General features: G+C 58.9%; 12 protein-coding genes. 4 read left to right on the top strand and 8 right to left on the bottom strand.

Going from position 1 to position 16,574, the window contains the following annotated elements; translation table 11 throughout:
* Positions 1–28: 28 nt before the first annotated feature.
* From RYA97_RS01140 to RYA97_RS01125, 4 genes are all read right to left on the bottom strand, one after another.
* The gene (locus RYA97_RS01140) at positions 29–1,381 is read right to left on the bottom strand and encodes a dicarboxylate/amino acid:cation symporter (RefSeq protein WP_004657180.1); all 1,353 of its coding nucleotides are present in this window, start codon (positions 1,379–1,381) and stop codon (positions 29–31) included.
* Positions 1,382–1,830: 449 nt separating this feature from the next.
* On the bottom strand, positions 1,831–3,177 hold the full coding sequence (locus RYA97_RS01135) for an ATP-binding protein (RefSeq protein WP_004665996.1): 1,347 nt from the start codon (positions 3,175–3,177) through the stop codon (positions 1,831–1,833).
* Complete coding sequence (locus tag RYA97_RS01130) at positions 3,174–3,851, bottom strand: response regulator (protein ID WP_002554629.1); 678 nt, start codon at positions 3,849–3,851, stop codon at positions 3,174–3,176. Before RYA97_RS01130 ends, RYA97_RS01135 begins: the two co-directional genes overlap by 4 nt.
* Positions 3,852–3,878: 27 nt before the next feature.
* Positions 3,879–4,229: a hypothetical protein gene (locus RYA97_RS01125; protein ID WP_002554630.1), complete on the bottom strand. Its 351-nt coding sequence runs from the start codon at positions 4,227–4,229 to the stop codon at positions 3,879–3,881.
* A gap of 172 nt (positions 4,230–4,401) precedes the next feature.
* On the opposite strand from RYA97_RS01125, the gene RYA97_RS01120 reads away from it, so the two are divergent.
* Positions 4,402–5,190, top strand: coding sequence for a dienelactone hydrolase family protein (locus tag RYA97_RS01120; protein WP_005779627.1), 789 nt, complete (start codon positions 4,402–4,404; stop codon positions 5,188–5,190).
* 192 nt (positions 5,191–5,382) lie between these two features.
* Here RYA97_RS01120 and RYA97_RS01115 read toward each other — a convergent pair whose 3' ends face one another.
* The gene (locus tag RYA97_RS01115; RefSeq protein ID WP_316891737.1) at positions 5,383–5,916 is read right to left on the bottom strand and encodes an REP-associated tyrosine transposase; all 534 of its coding nucleotides are present in this window, start codon (positions 5,914–5,916) and stop codon (positions 5,383–5,385) included.
* A gap of 1,058 nt (positions 5,917–6,974) precedes the next feature.
* On the opposite strand from RYA97_RS01115, the gene RYA97_RS01110 reads away from it, so the two are divergent.
* On the top strand, positions 6,975–7,700 hold the full coding sequence (locus RYA97_RS01110) for a 4'-phosphopantetheinyl transferase (RefSeq protein WP_198287304.1): 726 nt from the start codon (positions 6,975–6,977) through the stop codon (positions 7,698–7,700).
* Here RYA97_RS01110 and fhuF read toward each other — a convergent pair whose 3' ends face one another.
* The 3 genes from fhuF to RYA97_RS01095 are packed head-to-tail and all read right to left on the bottom strand — an operon-like array spanning position 7,701 to position 10,799.
* The gene (gene fhuF / locus RYA97_RS01105; RefSeq protein ID WP_005779624.1) at positions 7,701–8,459 is read right to left on the bottom strand and encodes a siderophore-iron reductase FhuF; all 759 of its coding nucleotides are present in this window, start codon (positions 8,457–8,459) and stop codon (positions 7,701–7,703) included.
* Positions 8,417–10,027: an ATP-binding protein gene (locus RYA97_RS01100; protein WP_005779622.1), complete on the bottom strand. Its 1,611-nt coding sequence runs from the start codon at positions 10,025–10,027 to the stop codon at positions 8,417–8,419. The genes fhuF and RYA97_RS01100 overlap by 43 nt, the downstream gene beginning before the upstream one ends.
* 4 nt (positions 10,028–10,031) lie before the next feature.
* Positions 10,032–10,799: a response regulator gene (locus RYA97_RS01095; protein ID WP_373561871.1), complete on the bottom strand. Its 768-nt coding sequence runs from the start codon at positions 10,797–10,799 to the stop codon at positions 10,032–10,034.
* Positions 10,800–11,484: 685 nt separating this feature from the next.
* On the opposite strand from RYA97_RS01095, the gene RYA97_RS01090 reads away from it, so the two are divergent.
* Both RYA97_RS01090 and RYA97_RS01085 read left to right on the top strand, forming a co-directional pair.
* Positions 11,485–14,397, top strand: a complete 2,913-nt coding sequence (locus RYA97_RS01090) for a ribonucleoside-diphosphate reductase subunit alpha (protein ID WP_005779619.1) — start codon at positions 11,485–11,487, stop codon at positions 14,395–14,397.
* Positions 14,398–14,721: 324 nt separating this feature from the next.
* Positions 14,722–15,969, top strand: coding sequence for a ribonucleotide-diphosphate reductase subunit beta (locus RYA97_RS01085; RefSeq protein ID WP_002554639.1), 1,248 nt, complete (start codon positions 14,722–14,724; stop codon positions 15,967–15,969).
* Positions 15,970–16,574 lie beyond the last annotated feature (605 nt).

Below are 16,574 nucleotides of genomic sequence, written 5' to 3'. Positions count from 1 at the left end.
GATGGGTTTTTTATGGCCTGACGGTTAATCAGACGGTTTTGGTGGTATTCACCGCATTGGCCGGAGTCGGGCCTTCGGCAACGCCGAGGTCGTCTTCAGGACGGGTTTCCAGGATGGCACTGCCACCGGAAGCCAGCTCGGATTGCAGCTTGTCGGTGTCCAGCTCGCCGACCCACTTGGCAACCACAACGGTGGCAACAGCGTTACCGACCAGGTTGGTCAGGGCGCGGGCTTCGGACATGAAGCGGTCGATACCCAGAATCAGCGCCAGACCGGCAACCGGCAGGTGGCCGACAGCCGACAGGGTTGCAGCCAGAACGATGAAGCCGCTACCGGTTACGCCTGCAGCACCCTTGGACGACAGCAGCAACACCAGCAACAAAGTGATCTGGTGGGTGATGTCCATGTGCGTGTTGGTCGCCTGAGCGATGAACACGGCAGCCATGGTCAGGTAGATAGACGTACCGTCGAGGTTGAACGAGTAACCCGTCGGGATAACCAGACCCACGACAGATTTTTTGGCGCCCAGACGCTCCATCTTGATCAGCATGCGTGGCAGGGCCGATTCCGACGAGGAAGTACCCAGTACGATCAACAGCTCTTCACGGATGTAGCGAACCAGCTTGAAGATGCTGAAACCGTGAGCGCGGCAGATGGCACCCAGCACCAGCACCACGAACAGCGCGCAGGTGATGTAGAAGCAGATCATCAACTGACCCAACTGCACCAGCGAGCTTACGCCGTAGGCACCGATGGTGAAGGCCATGGCACCGAACGCACCGATGGGTGCCAGCTTCATGATCATGTTGATGATGTTGAACATCACGTGGGCGAAGCGATCGATGAAGTCCAGAACCGGCTTGCCGTACGAACCCAGACGATGCAGGGCGAAGCCGAAGATCACCGAGAACATCAGGACTTGCAGGATATCGCCGTTGGCAAACGCGCCGACGATGGTGTTCGGAATCACGTTGAGGATGAAGCCGACAATGCTCTGATCCTGACCGGCAGTCACATAAGCCGCGATCTTGGAAGCGTCGAGCGTGCTGACGTCGATGTTCATGCCGGCACCCGGCTGAACCACGTTGACCACGATCAGACCGATCAGCAGAGCGATGGTCGAAACGATCTCGAAGTACAGCAGCGCATAACCACCGGTCTTGCCGACCGACTTCATGTTCTGCATGCCGGCGATGCCGCTGACGACGGTACAGAAGATGATCGGCGCGATAACCATCTTGATCAGTTTGATAAACCCGTCACCCAGCGGCTTTAGAGCCTTGCCAGTGTCCGGGTAGAAGTGACCGATCAGGATACCGATGACAATCGCAACGATTACCTGAAAATAGAGGGATTTGTAGATGGGCTGACGAGTCGTCATTGCAGTTTTCCTCAAGGGCGTCGTCGGCATCTTCACCTGATGCACGCGAGCCTATAAAGCGCTAACCCTCCTGCACTGGAGGGATTTGTTTTGTCGAGCTGCGCAAGGCAGGCCTCTGCCATGTAGATAGCAATAGGCGTGCCATAGAATCAAATAGCCATCAAAACCCCGCATTACAAGGCGCAGACGGGTAACGGTAGACGCAAACCGAAAAAGACGTGGCGGTTTTCCGCCGTATGGTGGGAAAAATGGGCACACAGTGGCGGGTATCCGCCGTCTTTCCGTGGTGACAGGAGTGCTCGGTGACGCGCAGAGGTGTGACGCAGAGCGTCACGCACGGCATTCCGACGCTGGAGCGTGAGGAACGACAGGTGTGATAACACTATCGTGCCAATGCTCCGCGTTGGCATGCCGTTCTGGACGCTCTTGAAACTGGGGTGAACACACCCTTACTGCGCCAGAAAATGAATCCTGAACGCCGCGCCGCCCAGCGGGGAATCGCCCAGGGTCAGTTGTGCGCCGTAGCTTTCGATGATGTCCTTGACCACCGCCAGACCAATGCCTTGCCCAGGGTTCTGGCGGTCCAGGCGTTCGCCACGCTCGAGAATGCGCGCGCGCTGGCTTTGCGGAACGCCGGGGCCGTCGTCTTCGACGCACAGTTCATCGCCGTCCGCTGAGCGGGTAAAGCTCACGCGTACTTCGCTGAGGCATAGCCGATAGGCGTTTTCCAGCAGGTTGCCGAGCATTTCCAGCAACGCGCCCTCTTCCATGTGCACCTGACAATGCTCCGGCAGGTCCAGCGTGGCCTTGACCTGTTTGTCGCGATACACCTTGTCGAGTGTGTTGCACAGGCTTTCGACCACAGGCCGCAGCATGACGTGATGGCGCACCAGACCGCTCTTGCGCAGGCTGGCCCGTTGCAGTTGATAGCCAATCTGTTGGCTCATGCGCTCGATCTGTGACTGCAGCACCCACGCCTGCTCGACATCTTCGGGGCGCTTGGCGATGTTTTCGCTGACCCCCTGCAAGACCGCCAGCGGTGTTTTCAGGCTGTGGGCCAGGTCATCCAGCGAATCACGGTAACGAATCCGCTGTTCACGTTCGCTGCGCAGCAGGCGGTTGAGCGAGTCGGTCAGACGCAGCAGTTCGCTGGGATGCTCCTCGCTCAGGCTGTCGCGCACGCCGGCTTCCACCTGATCCAGTTCCTGGCTCAAGCCGCGCAAGGCACGCAACCCCCAGGTCAGGCCCATCCACAGCAACCCGAGCAGCACCGCCAGTGCTGCGCCAAAGCCCAGATAGAGCTTGCGGCGCAAACCGTCGATGGTTTCCTGATAGCCGCGCAAGGGCTGCACGGCGACGATACTGAACGCGGCATTGCGCCCGCCGAGCAGCCGGATCTCGACGTCATAGACGAAATACTCATCGCCATTGATTTCCTTGATCTTGGTGAACTCGCTGCCCTGCCCGTCATACTGCGGGCGGTAGTCGATGTTCTCGCCTTCGGTGGACAGTGAGCGCCAGACCATCTGCCCCTGGCGGTTATAGATGTAGCCCAGCAGGCGGCTGCCCGGCAGGTTGAACTGTTCGCCCGGCAGCACGGACGGCATCAATAGATGACCGTCTTCGACGCGCGCCGCCGAAATCATGGTGGTCACGTCGGAAGCCAGGCGTTGCTCTATCGCCCCGCGCAGCGCCAGGCTGAACGCCCCCTGCAAAGCAGGCAGCATCAGCAGCATGAAGATCACCGCCAGCGTGGCGGCGCCCAGCATCAGGCGCAGGCGAAGCGAACGAATCACGTACAGCGCTCATTGAACAGGTAGCCCATGCCGCGCACGGTTTCGATAGGTTTGAACGCCACGTTGCTGTCCAGCTTGCGACGCAGGCGGCCGACCAGCACTTCGATCACGTTTGGGTCGCGCTCGTCGTCATCAGGATACAGCTGCTCCATCAGGCGCTCTTTGGGCACCACTTGCTGGTGATGGAGCATCAGGTATTCGAGGATGCGGTATTCGTAGGCGGTCAGCGCCAGCGGTTGTTCAGCCAGCGCGGCGTGCTTGCGATTGAGGTCCAGCAGCAGCGGGCCAGCCGTGATGGTGGACTGAATGAAGCCGCTGGAACGCCGCAACAAGGCGTTGAGCCGCGCTTCCAGTTCTTCGAACTGGAAGGGTTTGACCACGTAGTCGTCAGCGCCGGCCGCCAGCCCTTCGACCTTGTCCTGCCAATTGCCGCGCGCGGTCAGGATCAGAATCGGAAACGCCTTGCCCACGGTGCGCAACTGCCGAATCAGGTCCAGCCCACCGATGCCCGGCAAGCCCAGATCGATCACGGCCAGGTCGTGATTGAATTGCGTGACCTGATACAACGCTTCCTCAGCGTTGGCCACCGCTTCCACCACATGTCCCGCTTCGGTCAGACGGGTTCGCAAGTGATGGCGCAGCAGCGCTTCATCCTCAACTACCAACAACTTCATGCAGCTCTCCCAGGCACAATCGCAGCCTCAAGACAAAGAATGAAACGACATCGTCGCATCAGTACTCAACAGGCGGGCGCTGACGGGCACGTGTTGTGTCACATCATAGCTGCCCAGCAGGATTTCGCGGCTGACAGGCACACCATTGTGAGTCCCTGTCAGGGTGCCGTAAACCGGCGGTGAATAAAGTGTGCCCACAGAAACATTGGTATGTGCCTGTTCCCCGAGCGCATGCCCCCAGCTGTTGGCGTCATCAAGCCTTTCGCTGGTCTTGCCGAACTCGATACGAGCCACGTCAAGCCGACCATCGCCCGCCTGCGCTGCGGCGCTGCCACCCAGAAAAGCCAAGGCCAGGAAAAACTTGTTGAGATTCAACATATCGACTCCTTTTGCGCTCGGGGACGCTGTCAAGGTACGGCCCAACAGTAATCGCGCCGGGCTGAACCCCGACTGAACACGCCATGAACCGGCGCTGAACAGTCATCTACACCGGATGCAGCGGAATCGGCTATGGTTGTTTGCGACCTCAAACTATCAAAAGGAGCTGACCATGCGTGTGTGGATTGCAATGATCATGATGGGCCTGACCGGACTCGCTCAGGCAGCGATCAAGACCGAGCAGATCGATTACAAAAGTGCCGACGGAACCAAACTGGTGGGTTACTACGCTTACGACGACGCGGTAAAAGGTCCACGTCCCGGTGTTCTGGTGGTTCACGAGTGGTGGGGCCTGAACGACTACGCCAAGCGCCGCGCCCGCGACCTGGCTGCACTGGGCTATAGCGCCATGGCTATCGACATGTACGGCGAAGGCAAGAACACCGAGCACCCGAAGGACGCGATGGCGTTCATGCAGGCTGCGCTCAAGGACAGTGATGCGGCTGACAAGCGCTTTGATGCCGGGCTGGAGCAATTGAAGAAGCAACCTCAGACCGACCCGAAAAAAATTGCAGCGATCGGTTACTGCTTCGGCGGCAAGATCGTGCTGGACGCGGCGCGGCGCGGCGAACCGTTGCTGGGCGTAGTGAGCTTCCACGGCGCACTGGTCACCAACACCCCGGCGAAACCGGGTATCAAGGTGCCAATGCTGGTCGAGCACGGCGCCAAGGACAGCATGGTCACCGCTGAAAACGTTGCGGCGTTCAAAAAGGAAATGGACGACGCCAAGGCAGACTACAAATTCGTCAGCATCGACGGTGCCAAACACGGCTTCACCAACCCCGACGCCGACCGCCTGAGCCACGGCGACCACGGCGGCCCGGACATCGGCTACGACAAGGCTGCCGATGAGCGCTCCTGGTCAGACATGCAGGTGTTCTTCAAGAAGATATTTGGTTGAGTAGCAGATGCTCCTTCTGCACGGAGCGTCGCACGATAGTTGCGATCATCGTTCCCACGCTCCAGCGTGGGAATGCAGGTCTCGACGCTCTGCGTCGTCAAGAGGACGCGGAGCGTCCGGAAAGGCATGCGACGCAGAGCGACGCACGATAGCTGGATTCTCGTTCCGCACACTCTGCGTCGCATCAATTCGCTAATACCAGCGCTGAATATCGATCAAACCGCGCTGCCCCTCATAATCGCGAGCGCTGGAGTATCTCCAGTGCTCACCGACATCCACATAACCCCTCTTTACCGGGTTGTGGTGAATGTAATCGAGCTTCTGACGCATCACCGCTTCATTCCACACAAGCTCCGCATGAGCCCCTTCCTGCCAGACCTGATAAACCCTGTCGGTCTTGTGCATGGGTTTGACAAAGCGCAGACGCTGAAGCGCGCTCTGGGCATTCGCTTTCTCGAGGACGTGGATTATCTGCCGGGCAGTGAAAGACTTGAAACTATTCACACATTTATCTAGCTCGGGGGCTTGAGCCACGAAGTGCAGATGGTTTTCCAGGACGACATACCCGAAGAGCTGCAGTCCTTGATGAGCCTGTTGATAGCGCCATGCGTTCAACAGAACGTCCACCAGAGCAGGCCGGGTAAAAAGCGGCAACCACTCCACCACCGTACAGGTCAGAAAGTGGGGTTTTTCACGTTCGGTGATGGTGTACCGGCTTCGGCCCATGAGTTCGTCCTTGAATCATCAGAGGCCCGAACGGTACATCCCGACTGAGTGGGTGGAAATGATGAAAGTGTGACCTGCTTTTTGCTCTACCTGGCAAAGAGGACGCAGAGCGTCCAGAACGGCATTCGACGCGGAGCGACGCACGATAGTTGAGATTCTCGTTCCCACGCTCCAGCGTGGGAATGCAGGTCGCGACGCTCTGCGTCGCCAAGAGGACGCGGAGCGTCCGGAACGGCATGCGACGCGGAGCGTCGCACGATAGTTGGATTCTCGTTCCGCACGCTCCAGCGTGGGAATGCAGATCTCGACGCTCTGCGTCGTCAAGAGGACGCGGAGCGTCCGGAAACGCATGCGACGCGGAGCGACGCACGATAGTGGGATTCTCGTTCCCACGCTCCAGCGTGGTAATACAGGTCGCGACGCCCAGCGTCGTCAAGAGGACGCGGAGCGTCCGGAACGGCATGCGACGCAGAGCGTCGCACGATAGTTGGATTCTCGTTCCCACGCTCCAGCGTGGTAATACAGGTCGCGACGCCCAGCGTCGTCAAGAGGACGCGGAGCGTCCGGAACGGCATGCGACGCAGAGCGTCGCACGATAGTTGGATTCTCGTTCCCACGCTCCAGCGTGGTAATACAGGTCGCGACGCCCAGCGTCGTCAAGAGGACGCGGAGCGTCCGGAACGGCATGCGACGCAGAGCGACGCACGATAGTTGAGATTCTCGTTCCCACGCTCCAGCGTGGTAATGCAGGTCGCGACGCTCTGCGTCGCCAAAAGGACGCGGAGCGTCCGGAACGGCATGCGACGCGGAGCAACGCACGATAGTTGCGATGATCGTTCCTCACGCTCCAGCGTGGGAATGCAGTTCTCGACGCTCTGCGTCGCAAGAGGACGCAGAGCGTCCGGAAAGGCATGCGACGCGGAGCGACGCACGATAGTTACGATCATTCCGCACGCTCCAGCGTGGGAATGCATGTCTCGACGCTCTGCGTCGTCAAGAGGACGCAGATGTTACCAGTGCCCTTCCCTCCAACCCATTCCCCCGGCAAAATGCCGCCCATGACTCGACTATCCGACCTCTCCATCTGCTGCCCGGAACTGATCCGGCATTGGCCGTTGCCACAAGCCTTGCCAGGCGCGATGCTGGTCAGTGGGCGGTTCGATCCGCTCAAGCTTGTCGACGGCGATTTTCAGCGCTGTGCGGTGCAGATGCCTGCGAGCATTCAGCGCTCAGTCGCCAAGCGTCAGGCCGAATTTCTCGCCGGTCGGCTCTGTGCCCGCGAAGCCATGCGCCAACTGGATGGCCGTCTGCATGTTCCTGCTGTGGGTGAAGACCGCGCGCCGGTCTGGCCCGCTGATGTCTGTGGCTCGATCACCCACAGCACCGGCTGGGCCGCCGCTGTGGTGGCGAACAAGCGGCAATGGCGCGGACTAGGGCTGGACACGGAAAACCTGCTGAGCCATGAGCGTGCCTCGCGACTGGCCGGGGAAATTCTGACGGCTGCCGAGCTGGCCGACATGGCAGCAGGCCCGCAGGATCAGATCGCGTTGCGCGTGACCCTGACCTTTTCGATCAAGGAAGCGCTGTTCAAGGCGCTCTATCCCATCGTGCAAAAGCGCTTCTATTTTGAAGACGCGCAACTGCTTGAATGGTCCGCCGACGGCAACGCCCGCTTGCGCCTGCTCATCGATCTGTCCAGCGAGTGGCACGCAGACAAGGAACTCGACGGCCAGTTCAGTGTGCTGGGCGATCATCTGTTGAGTCTGGTCGCAGTCGAAGGCTGATCAGCCGGACAGCGGACAATGTTCGCAACGCCCGACCCACTCCACACGATGACTCAGGCAACACACACGACGTTGCCTGCGCGGTTCATCACCCTGCGCCTGCGCAACATAACGCACCGCCTGAAACAGAGGATTGGCCCGCCCATCCGGCATTTTCCTCTCGCTCAACAGCGCCAGCCCTGGCACCAATGACGCAGTGCTGCACGTGGCCAGTTGCACAAGACAGCCTTCCAGATAATCCCCGGCGCTGCTCCACAACACCGCGCAGGGCAGCCCGCCATAGGCGCTCAATGCGGCAATAAAGGGCTGCAGATTGTCATCAAGCAACCCGGCAAACCGTTGAAACGGATCAGCCGGAATGCCCCGCCAGGCCTCTCCCTCCCCCGCCAACCGAACACCATTCGGCAGGCCACGTTTATCCACTGCCAGTGCGACCTGCTCAAGCGCCAACGGCCAATGCCAGCCATGCACCAGACTGGCAACCAGCACCGGCGGAACAATCTGCATGAAGTAAAACTTGGCCCACTGCGACACCAGCACCGGCAATTGGCTGGGCATCAACTGCGGCCCGTAAATGCTCAGCAGTAACTGATCAAGCCGCTCGGTTTGCAGCAGATCAGGCAACGCCACTACAGGGCGCGAATCAGGGCGCGAATCATCTGCCGCCAGCAACGTCTGCCCGAAGCGCTCAAGCGGACCACTGAACAGCTGAGCACTCAACGCGGCACCTGCGTACGCGGCCAGGACAGGCTGAAACACGCGCCACCCAGGCTGCCACTATGGCCAATCAGCGCGCGACCTTCGTGCCAATGGATGATCCGCCGCACAATCGACAGGCCCAGCCCATGCCCGCCTGACGCTCGGGTGCGGCTGTCATCGATACGCATGAACGGCGTGAAAATCTGCTCCCATGCCTCTTCCGGAACGCCGGGACCGTCGTCGTCCACATCAATACGGCACTGCTGCGCCTCCAGTCGGTAACTGATACGCACCTCGTTTTCCGCATGGCGCATCGCATTGCTCACCAAGTTCTGTACCGCACGATGCAGATAACGCGGTTCTGCCTCGACCCAGGCGGCTTCGCCCTCTTCAGAGGTTAAACATTCGCCCCGTGAAACCCGCACATCGGCGCGCAAGGGTGCCAGTTCGGCGATCACCTGATCGATCAGCGCATCCAGATCGACACGCTGGAAATTCAGGGTCGGCGCGCCTTGCTCAAGGCGCGCGTAAGTGAGCATTTCATCGACCAGTTTGTCGAGGTCCTGAATATCGCTGTCCATGCCGCGCATGTATTTGCGCCGCGCCTCGGGAGTGGTGGCGTCGCTGACCATCTCCAGACCGAAACGCAAGCGTGCAACCGGCGTGCGTAGCTCGTGAGACACAGCGCGCACCAGCTCGCGCTGGATCATCAACGAGCGCTGCAGGTGCTCGGCCATGCTGTTGAACGCCGCCGCCACACGCCCCACCGAGTCGGAGCCCTCGGTCGGCACGCGGGTTTGCAGGCTGCCCCGGGCGATCTGCGTCGCCGCAGCTTCCAGTTCCAGCACGCGTCGCTCCAGACGCCGCACCAGCAAGTACACCACCAGACCGATAAAACACAGGCCCATCAAGGCGATCACCAGCAGCCAGTGCAGCGGATAGGGGTTCATCTGATACAGCGGGCCGATTTCCAGCACCCAGTTGGTGTCGACGATTCCGGCCAGCACGCGGATCGAGTCGCCGCCCTTGCCCAGCGCCATCACCGTGTCGCCTTCATAGATGCGGCGGCGCTGGTCATCGTCCAGGTCAGCTTGGTCCAGCGCCAGTAGATGCAAGTCGAAACCAAAGCCCTTGTCGATGCGCAGGGCTTGCAGGCGTGCCGGTTGCTCATCGACCGGAAAGCGCACCAGCTCGTCGATCAGCAGGTAAATAGTGGCTCGCGCCAGTTGCTCGGTGATCTGCTGCACCTCGCCGTTCAGCAGCAGCGGTTCCTTGTCACTCAACTGACGATAGACCCTGGCGGCGTGCGGGCCGATCTGCTCGACCACCACCTGCCCACGCGCCAGACGACCGCGCGCGCCGCTGTCCAGTCCAGCCTGCTCGATGCTTTGCAGGCTGAGGGGAATGCCCAGCAAGCGCTCCCAGATCGCCAGGGCGCGGCGGCGCTCGATGTCGTTGAGCGGCACAAGGTTATCGGCCATCACCGTAAAGGTGCCGTGAGCCAGACGCTCGCGGTACTGCTCGCCGCGCGACTGATTGAGCACATGCAGGGCGAACACGCCAAGCAGCGCGACCAGCACCAGTACGCCGAGCATGCCGCCGTAGATCCGCAGAAAGATCGAATTCATCAGGTCATCCGCTGAACACGTGGCCGCTCATGTCCTGCGCCGCTTCGGGCACAAACAGATAGCCCTTGCTGCGCACGGTCTTGATCAGACGCGGGTGGATGGGGTCGTCGCCAATTTTCGGGCGGATGCGCGAGATACGCACGTCGATAGAGCGATCCTGCCCGTCATAACCCACACCGCGCAGCGCAGTGAAGATTTCCTCGCGGGACAGCGTGCGCCCGGCGTTGGCCACCAGCAGCCACAGCAGGTCGAATTCGGCGCCGGTCAGTTCGATGCTCTGCTCGCGCAGCCAGGCCTCGCGCAGGGCGTTGTCCACCACCAACGGGCCAAACACCAACCGCCGCAGCTCTGCAGCAGGCACCTGCGGCGCTTCACTGCGGCGCAGCAAGGCATGAATACGCGCCAGCAGCACGCGCGGATGCACCGGTTTGCAGACGAAATCGTCAGCCCCGGTATCGAGCCCCTGAATATGATCGGTGTCATCGGTGCGCGCGGTGAGCATCAGAATCGGCCCGTCGTAACGGTCACGTACCGAGCGACAGATACTGAAACCGTCCTCGCCGGGCAGCATCAGGTCAAGAATCACCAGATCCGGCTGTTCGGCAATGATTCGCGCCGTCGCCAGCGCGCCATTGCCCTCAATACTTACGCGCAGGCCGTTGTTGTGCAGGTAATCGCTGGTCAGCTCGGCCAGTCGCTGGTCATCTTCGACAATCAGTACATGCCAGGTGTGTGGCTCCAAAGCAATCTCCCCTTGTTGTGGTTGACCCATTGTTGTTATTCAAAACAAGGGTTGCGGCACCGCGTCGCAGGCGAGTGTAGCAACCGCCGCCCGCCTCGCACGACACCCGGCGCGGCTTAGCACATCACATGCCAGACAGGTCTTGCAGCAGCGTTTTTTTGTGATAGGGTTCGCGCCCTCAAAAATCAGCAACCTGTCGCCAGCACCTACAGAAATCGGTGACAAACGGTCACGATCCAGTAGTTATGCGGCCTACACGCATGGTGTGCGATTCATACACAAACTACACACACTTTATCCACAGGCGGTGCGTTGCAATTCATGTCCAAAACGCATTATCTTGTAGCCCGGCGACGAGACACACCCTACATGTGGGGTTTTTCGCAAAAACACCAGCACAACTCAAATGGGAAATTCAAGCATTTTTGTTGCGTCTGAGGGGTTGAACTTCAAGCCGGTTTAGGCACCCAAACCGCTCGCGCTTGAGCCAGAGCCATCCCGTACACGTTTTGCAACATCGAACACGCATTCTTCATCAGATTTTCAAAGGATCGGGCACAGCCCGGTCCTTTTTGGCTTCAAAACCTGGAAGCGGCTGCACCTCCCGCTTCCACCTTCGTTTTGGAGCCCTTGAGTCGCCTTTTGCGACTTACTGCTCGAAACGAAACGGTGGGCAGCAATGCCCGAACAAACTTAAAGGAACGTGGAGTCACACATGCAAACAGACACAACTCGCGAGAACTCGCCGACCGGCGCGCCGCAGGCCAGCCAGACCCCACAGGACCTGTCTGCCACTGCTCCCGGTCAACTGCGCGTGATCAAGCGTAACGGCACTGTCGTTCCTTACACGGATGACAAGATCACCGTTGCCATCACCAAGGCGTTTCTTGCAGTTGAGGGTGGCAACGCTGCCGCCTCGTCGCGCATCCACGACACCGTTGCACGCCTGACCGAACAGGTCAGCGCCACGTTCAAACGGCGCATGCCTTCGGGCGGCACCATCCACATCGAAGAAATCCAGGATCAGGTCGAACTGGCGCTGATGCGTGCCGGCGAGCAGAAAGTGGCTCGCGACTACGTCATCTACCGTGATTCGCGCGCCAAGGAGCGTGCCGTTCGTACCCCTGAAGATCAGGTCCAGGCTCACCCGTCGATCCGCATCACCCTCGCCGACGGCAGCTTTGCGCCGCTGGACATGGGTCGCCTTAACACCATCGTTACCGAAGCGTGTGAAGGCCTGGCTGAAGTCGACGCCAACCTGATCCAGACCGAAACCCTGAAAAACCTGTATGACGGCGTGGCGCTGAAAGACGTCAACACCGCACTGGTCATGACCGCGCGTACCCTGGTCGAGCGTGAGCCGAACTACTCGTTCGTCACCGCCCGCCTGCTGATGGACACCCTGCGCGCCGAAGGCCTGGGTTTCCTCGGTGTCGCCGACAGCGCCACCCACCACGAAATGGCCGACCTGTACGCCAAGGCGCTGCCTGCCTACGTCGCCACCGGTATCAAGTTCGAACTGCTCAACCCTGTACTGGCCGAATTCGACCTCGAAAAACTCGGCAAGGCCATCAATCACGAGCGCGATCAGCAGTTCACCTACCTGGGCCTGCAAACCCTGTACGACCGTTACTTCATCCACAAGGATGGCGTGCGTTTCGAACTGCCGCAGATCTTCTTCATGCGTGTGGCCATGGGCCTGGCAATCGAAGAGAAAGCCCGTGAAGACCGCGCCATCGAGTTCTACAACCTGCTGTCGTCGTTCGACTACATGTCCTCGACCCCGACGCTGTTCAACGCCGGTACCCTGCGTCCACAGCTGTCCAGCTGCTACCTGACCACCGTGCCGGATGACCTGTCGGGCATCTACCACGCGATCCACGACAACGCCATGCTGTCCAAATTCGCAGGCGGCCTGGGCAACGACTGGACGCCGGTTCGTGCGCTGGGCTCGTACATCAAGGGCACCAACGGCAAGTCGCAAGGCGTCGTACCGTTCCTGAAAGTGGTCAACGACACCGCCGTTGCGGTCAACCAGGGCGGCAAGCGCAAGGGCGCTGTCTGTGCCTACCTGGAAACCTGGCACATGGACATCGAAGAGTTCATCGAGCTGCGCAAGAACACCGGTGATGATCGTCGTCGTACCCACGACATGAACACCGCCAACTGGATCCCTGACCTGTTCATGAAGCGCGTCTTCGACGACGGCCCGTGGACCCTGTTCTCGCCATCCGAAGTACCGGACCTGCACGACCTGACCGGCAAGGCCTTCCAGGAGCGTTACGAGTACTACGAAGCGCTGACCGAATACCCAGGCAAGATCAAACTGTTCAAGACCATCCAGGCCAAGGATCTGTGGCGCAAGATGCTCTCGATGCTGTTCGAAACCGGCCACCCATGGCTGACCTTCAAGGACCCGTGCAACCTGCGCAGCCCGCAGCAGCATGTGGGCGTGGTTCACAGCTCGAACCTGTGCACCGAGATCACCCTGAACACCAACAAGGACGAGATCGCGGTCTGCAACCTGGGCTCGATCAACCTGCCGAACCACATCGTCGACGGCAAGCTGGACACCGACAAGCTCAAGCGCACTGTCGATGTAGCGGTACGCATGCTCGATAACGTTATCGACATCAACTACTACTCCGTGCCGCAGGCCAAGAACTCCAACCTGCGCCACCGTCCGGTCGGCCTGGGCATCATGGGCTTCCAGGACGCGCTGTACCTGCAACACATTCCGTACGGTTCCGATGCTGCGGTGCAGTTCGCCGACACCTCCATGGAAGCGGTCAGCTACTACGCCATCCAGGCGTCCTGCGACCTGGCCGACGAGCGCGGTGCTTACGAGACGTTCCAGGGTTCACTGTGGTCCAAAGGCATCCTGCCGCTGGATTCGCAACAGATCCTGATCGAGCAGCGTGGCGAGAAGTACATCGATGTCGACCTGAAGGAAACCCTGGACTGGGCGCCGGTTCGTGCCCGTGTGCAGAAAGGTATCCGTAACTCGAACATCATGGCCATCGCACCGACCGCCACCATCGCCAACATCACTGGCGTGTCGCAGTCGATCGAACCGACCTATCAGAACCTGTACGTGAAATCGAACCTGTCCGGTGAATTCACCGTGATCAACCCGTACCTGGTACGCGACCTCAAGGCCCGCGACCTGTGGGACTCGGTCATGATCAACGACCTGAAGTACTACGACGGTTCGGTACAACAGATCGAGCGCATCCCGCAGGAGCTCAAAGAGCTTTACGCGACTGCCTTCGAAGTGGACACCAAGTGGATCGTCGACGCGGCAAGCCGTCGTCAGAAGTGGATCGACCAGGCTCAGTCGCTGAACCTGTACATCGCTGGCGCTTCGGGCAAGAAGCTGGACGTGACCTACCGCATGGCCTGGTACCGTGGTCTGAAAACCACCTACTACCTCCGTGCTCTGGCCGCGACCAGCACCGAGAAGTCCACCGTCAACACCGGCAAGCTCAACGCAGTATCGAGCGGCGGCCACGGCCCGGACGACTCGGCGATCACCGCCCCGCGTCCAACCGAAGCAGCACCGGCCGGCCCGGCCCCAGTGCCAAAGGCTTGCGCAATCGACGAGCCGGATTGTGAGGCTTGCCAGTAAGGCAACCCCACCTCGCCCCACAGGATAAACACAACCCTGTGGGAGCGAGAGGCCACCAAGCCTGACGCTGTACCTGTAGGAGCGGACTTGTCCGCAAAGAGGCCAACAAGCCGAATGCTGACTTGTAGACTCCTGTAGGAGCGGACTTGTCCGCGAAGAGGTCGGCAAGGACACACATGCCCTTGCCACCCTCCTCCTCACCCAAAGGCCTAAAAAGCCAAAAATTCATGTTCCTTGCGCGCAACACCTTAAAAGCAAGCAACACCCCCTCTAGATCCAACAGGCCAGTCCACCCGACTGACCCTCAAGCAGGAGAATTACACCATGCTGAGCTGGGACGAATTCGATAAAGAAGACGGCGAAGTAGTCGCCAAAGCGACCAACGCCGGTCACGCCAACGAAGCCAACATGGACCGCCTCGACAGCGCCGGTGGCCTGGCTGCACAAGAAGCCCGCGCCGTTACCGCCGCTGACTCCGCTGCCCTGATCCGCGCCAAGAAAGCGCTGGACGCACTGGACGTCGCTGAAGGCCTGGCCGAGCTCGAAGGCGCCAGCGCCCGTGTCGCCGTTGACGAAAAAATGATGATCAACTGCCGCGCCGACCTCAACCAGCTCGTACCTTTCAAGTACGACTGGGCCTGGCAGAAGTACCTGGACGGTTGCGCAAACCACTGGATGCCGCAAGAAGTCAATATGACCGCCGACATCGCCCTCTGGAAAAACCCGGAAGGCCTGACCGACGACGAGCGCCGCATCGTCATGCGCAACCTGGGCTTCTTCTCCACTGCCGACTCGCTGGTTGCCAACAACCTGGTACTGGCCGTGTACCGCCTGATCACCAACCCGGAGTGCCGTCAGTACATCCTGCGCCAGGCCTTCGAAGAGGCAATCCACACCCACGCCTACCAGTACTGCATCGAATCGCTGGCCATGGATGAAGGCGAGATCTTCAACATGTACCACGAGATCCCATCGGTCGCTAAAAAAGCAGCCTGGGGCCTGAAGTACACCCGTTCGATCTCCGATCCAAAGTTCGAAACCGGCACCGTCGAAACCGACAAAGAGCTGCTGCGCAACCTGATCGCCTACTACTGCGTACTGGAAGGCATCTTCTTCTATTGCGGCTTCACCCAGATCCTCTCCATGGGCCGCCGCAACAAAATGACCGGCGTCGCCGAGCAGTTCCAGTACATCCTGCGCGACGAGTCCATGCACCTGAACTTCGGCATCGACGTGATCAACCAGATCAAAATCGAAAACCCGCACCTGTGGGATGCCGAAATGAAAGAAGAAGCCACGCAGATGATCCTGCAAGGCACCCAGCTGGAAATCGAATACGCCCGCGACACCATGCCCCGCGGCGTGCTGGGCATGAACGCTGCGATGATGGAGGATTACCTGAAGTTTATCGCTAACCGTCGTTTGAGCCAGATTGGGCTGAAGGAAGAGTATCCGGGGACGACGAATCCGTTTCCTTGGATGAGTGAAATTATGGACTTGAAGAAAGAGAAGAACTTCTTTGAGACTCGGGTTATTGAGTATCAGACTGGTGGGGCGTTGAGCTGGGATTGAGCTTCATAATTATAATATGAAAAGAAAAAAGACCACTTATGTGGTCTTTTTTTAGTAGAAAAATTGAAAAATATCACACCTGCACAATGGACAGTCATTGTGACACTCTCAACAAAAAAATGCGATTCTCAGCCCAAACGCAGCCCCTGTTTTAAAGATGTTTTATTCATAGCCGCAATTGTACTGTACAGAATTTCTTTTTATCCACAATTAGTCTCACTAAAGCTTATGCCGAAAGCTCAAAATCGCTTGAAGGCTTCCTAGCTTTATACATTGATGCAATATTATTTTTTGCTTAAGCATATTTCTTGACTCTACAAAGGACTCTAAAGAGAAAATAATTTATGGAGTCGAAACAATATACATGAACCAAAAGTGCTATAAAAGCCTTATAGAACAAAGCCTTTATATAGCAATGGCTTTTTTAGACTGCACTATTTGATGCATATTCACAATGACTACTTCCGGAGAAACTAGTATCGGCGTAAAAAACTTTGGGGGTCGCTCGCTCACAGAGATACAGCTTATAACCACTGCCTACATATCAATAATATAGCTAGCCAAATACCTCTCCAGACAATCAACTGAAGAACTTACAAATACAA

Source organism: Pseudomonas syringae group sp. 26L6 (genome assembly GCF_032587815.1).
In the GTDB taxonomy this organism is placed as follows: Bacteria; Pseudomonadota; Gammaproteobacteria; order Pseudomonadales; family Pseudomonadaceae; genus Aquipseudomonas; species Aquipseudomonas amygdali.
This window is presented reverse-complemented; position numbering and strand designations above follow the sequence as displayed.